This window comes from Photorhabdus sp. CRCIA-P01 (assembly GCF_003545805.1).
Taxonomy (GTDB): domain Bacteria; phylum Pseudomonadota; class Gammaproteobacteria; order Enterobacterales; family Enterobacteriaceae; genus Photorhabdus; species Photorhabdus antumapuensis.
Window position 1 is genome coordinate 1 of the sequence record NZ_NMQR01000109.1, and the last position, 4,122, is coordinate 4,122.

4 protein-coding genes are annotated in these 4,122 nt (G+C 50.4%); all 4 read left to right on the forward strand.

The features are described 5' to 3' along the window. Positions 1-7 precede the first annotated feature (7 nt). The 4 genes from D3222_RS23730 (at position 8) to traD (ending at position 4,107) form a co-directional block, all read left to right on the forward strand. The gene (locus tag D3222_RS23730; RefSeq protein ID WP_232832660.1) at positions 8-706 is read left to right on the forward strand and encodes a TIGR03759 family integrating conjugative element protein; all 699 of its coding nucleotides are present in this window, start codon (positions 8-10) and stop codon (positions 704-706) included. After that, on the forward strand, positions 685-1,308 hold the full coding sequence (locus tag D3222_RS23735) for a transglycosylase SLT domain-containing protein (RefSeq protein ID WP_232832659.1): 624 nt from the start codon (positions 685-687) through the stop codon (positions 1,306-1,308). Before D3222_RS23730 ends, D3222_RS23735 begins: the two co-directional genes overlap by 22 nt. 5 nt (positions 1,309-1,313) lie before the next feature. After that, positions 1,314-1,850, forward strand: a complete 537-nt coding sequence (locus tag D3222_RS23740; protein WP_118988264.1) for an integrating conjugative element protein — start codon at positions 1,314-1,316, stop codon at positions 1,848-1,850. A gap of 103 nt (positions 1,851-1,953) precedes the next feature. Beyond that, complete coding sequence (traD, locus tag D3222_RS23745) at positions 1,954-4,107, forward strand: type IV conjugative transfer system coupling protein TraD (protein WP_118988265.1); 2,154 nt, start codon at positions 1,954-1,956, stop codon at positions 4,105-4,107. The last annotated feature ends 15 nt before the right edge of the window (positions 4,108-4,122 follow it).

Here is a 4,122-nt window from a genome sequence, read left to right on the forward strand (position 1 = left end):
GGTTGGCGTGGTTGGCGTTGTCATGCCCCTGTCAGCCTCGGTGGCACAGGTTGCTATCTCTGAACAGACAGTGACGGGAATGAAAGCGACTCAGCAACAGGTCATGCAAGCTGAAAACCACCGTATTCAGGCGCAAATATGGGGACTGACAGAAGCCGAATTTCAGCGTTATCAGCAATTGATGCAGGGGCAACGGGGTATTCAGTCTCCTGGACTCGATCCGTTGAGTGCATTGGGCATTGAGGCAGAAACAGTACAAGCGCGTCAACATTATGCAGAATTGTGGGTCAGGCAGGAATATGTCCGTGCTGAAAAGGAACTGGCGTTCCAGCGGGCGGTGGATGCGGCCTGGAAACGTCTGGCACCGAATATTTTGCCGGTTAATTTAGGGAAGGGGGACGGAATCGCACAGGGTAATCAGGGACGGCTGGCGTTGTTTGTGAAAGAGGATTGTGCGGCCTGTGATGCCCGGCTGGCTGCTGCCTTGTCAGCTGACCGTGAAATGGATATTTACCTGGTGGATAGTGAAGGCAACGATGATGTTTTACGTACCTGGGCAGGTAAACATCATATTCCGTCAGAAAAAGTCCGTAGTCGAAAAATCACACTCAATCATGACAACGGGCGCTGGCGACAATTTGGTCAGGGGAAAATGCCGGTCGTGCTACAACATGAGAATGACGGATGGCGTGTGGTGGCATTTTGAGTCTCGCTGTGGCGGGCAGCCTTTTTTGGGTGACCGAGGGTATAGCCGCCGCCGTAAAGCAGACTGTGCCGCCTGGGTATCAGCAGATTGCGCGGGTGCATGGCGTACCCGCTGAAATGCTTTATGCGTTGGCACTGGCTGAATCAGCAAAACGTTTGCCACAGGAGAAACATGAACGTCCCTGGCCGTGGACGCTCAATGTGGCTGGAAAAAGTTATCGTTATGCAACACGACAGGCGGTCTGGCAGGCGTTGCAGGGATTTATGCGCAGCGTACCCCTCAAACGTATTGATGTGGGGATTACTCAAGTGAATTTAGGCTGGAACGGCCATTATTTTCGTTCTTATTGGGATGCATTGGACCCCTGTACTAATCTTCATGTGGCCGCTCGTATTCTGAAAACCTGTTATCAATCCAATCCGGGGAGTTGGTTGAATGCGGCAGGCTGTTATCACCATCCCGCTGGCGGTCAGCCCGCGAGTAAGTATCGGAAAATCGTCGCACGTAAACTGAGCACGCTGGAGACCCGATATCCTGTTTTATCCACCAATATTGCTGTAGCTAATACGACACTGACCTGGATTGAACCGAAGGAAAAGTAAAGAAGATGTTAATCCATAACTTAACCCGTTATCGCTACCGTTTATTTTTAATGATGATGATATTAACACCTTGTTCTCAGGCTGCACTGACTATTGTGGCTGATTTGGGTGGACAATCTACGGCAGCATATTTTGATGTCATTAATGCTCAGGATGATGAACTGACCGCCACTTCAAATGCGGAGGTGGCCCCGTCGGATTTAACCGAAGGAGGCATGTTACCGGTGGAAACACCAGAATTGTCTCCTGGACCTGTTGACGCTCGTCCGTTGCAATTGCCGGGAATGGGGGCGTTGTTCATGATTGGGGATGATGCCCGGTCAAAACAGTGGTTGAAGAAAAATTTGGTTGGTCTTCGGAAAAAGCAGGCGGTGGGGTTGCTGGTCAGTGTGCGGGATAAAACACAACTGGATGAACTGCGTCAGCTTGCAGAGGGCTTGGTATTAGCTCCCGCTTCCGGCAGTGATTTGGCTCGTCGTTTGCGCTTACAGCATTATCCAGTGTTGATTACCGATACTGGTTTAACCCAGCAGGTGCGTTGATGTGGCCCCGTCATCCTATACTATCCGAACTGGTGTTACCACACAGTTTCCCGGTGCTTTTGTTGGGATTGTTGTTGGCAATTGTGGTGTTATGGCGGGCTAGATGAGCGATCGTTATGTGATTGAAGCACGGTTACGTCCGGCTGTTGAGCTGAATACCGCTGTTGTTTCGGCGGTTGCCGCCGGTGTCTGTATCGCAGCGCCGTGGGCTGTGGCATTGTCACCATCGGTCAGTTATGTCATGGCGGCAGGTTTTGGCGTGTTATCAGGTCTCCGATTCCGGCAGGGGCTACGTGTACTGAACTACCGGCGCAATATCCGACGATTGCCCCGTTATGTGATGGCCAGCCACCAGGTGCCCGTCAGTCATCAGAGATTGTTTCTGGGGAAAGGGTTTCTTTGGCAACAAAAACATACACAGCGATTTCTGGATACCTTGCGCCCGGAAGTCGAATATTATGTTCAACCTCCCCGGTACTATCAATTAGCGAGGGCATTTGAGCGGCGGTTTGAGTACCCATTGCCTTCTTTATGTCGTCTGACGCAACGTGATTCTCCGTGGAATCCACTGAGGCCATTGCCGCCGGTAGGAGGTAATCCGGCATTGCATGGCATTGAGCCGGAAGAGGTTAATGTATCAATGGACCTGTGCGAGCGGGTTGGCCATATGCTAGTACTCGGTACAACCCGTGTTGGTAAGACCCGACTGGCAGAACTACTCATCACGCAGGATATCCGGCGAGGTAATATCACGATTGTGTTTGATCCGAAAGGGGATGCAGACCTGCTCAAACGAATGTGGGCGGAAGCGCATCGTGCTGGACGGGAAGATGAATTCCAGGTGTTTCATCTGGGCTGGCCGGATATTAGTGCTCGCTATAATGCTGTCGGACGTTTTGGTCAGGTTTCAGAAGTCGCTTCTCGTATAGCGGGACAATTGAGTGGGGCGGGTAATAGTGCTGCTTTTCGTGAATTTGCCTGGCGTTTTGTCAATATCGTTACCCGCGCCTTGGTGGCTCTGGGGCAGAGACCGGATTACACCCTGATATTACGCTATGTCACCAATATTGGGGAATTGTATGAAACGTATGCTGAAAAAATTATCAGGCAATGCCTGCCTATGTTATGGACGCAGGTGGAGAAAAGCCTGGGTCTGCTGACGGAAGACGATTTGCCACGCAATATGCAGGGGCAGACGAATGCAGTGAAAATCTGGGCGATTGAAATGGCACTAAGCTCAGAAGCGGGGAAAAAACTCTACGATCCGATACTGGACGGGTTGCGCAGTGCGGTTCGTTATGATCGCACCTACTTTGACAAAATTGTGGCATCCCTGTTGCCATTATTGGAAAAGCTGACCACGGGGAAAATAGCTGCTCTGTTGGCGCCAGATTACACGGATATGAATGATCCGCGTCCTATCTTTGACTGGCAACAAGTGATACGTAAGAAAGGTATCGTCTATGTGGGGCTGGACGCTTTATCGGATGCAGAAGTGGCTTCGGCAGTAGGTAATTCTATGTTCGCAGACTTGGTTTCTGTTGCAGGTCATATCTACAAATTTGGTTTGGATGATGGTTTACCAGAAGGCAAAACGAGAAAACTCCCTATTAGCTTACATTGTGATGAATTCAATGAACTGATGGGCGATGAATTTATTCCTCTGATTAACAAAGGTGGGGGCGCAGGGATAGAGGTAACCGCTTATACGCAGACCTTGTCCGATATTGAAGCACGTATTGGCAGTAGTGCTAAAGCGGCACAGGTAACAGGAAGTTTTAATACCTTAGTCATGTTGCGGGTTAGGGAAAACAACACAGCCGAACTGTTAACCCGCCAGTTGCCGGAGGTAGAGGTCTATACCAAAACTTTGGTCTCCGGGATTACCGATATCTCCAGTCCAGAGCAGGGTGGTCATTTTACTTCTAACACTCAGGATCGGGTTAGCACGATCAGAACGCCGTTAATTACGCCTGCCGAAGTGATTAACTTGCCGAAAGGTCAGGCATTTGCTCTGCTTGAAGGGGGACGGTTATGGAAGATCCGCATGCCGTTGCCAGCAGCCGATGATGATGACCTGATGCCGGCAAGTCTGCAAAAAATCGCTGATGAAATGCGTAAACATTACCGTACCAGTGAATCCTGGTGGTCAGCGGGTTCAATGCCAAGTGATAGTCAGGTTGACCTGCATGTGATGTTAAATCCAGCGGTGCTGACGCCTGATGGGGAAGCTGAAGATGACGCAACAGAACACTAAATCGCCGCAGATGCC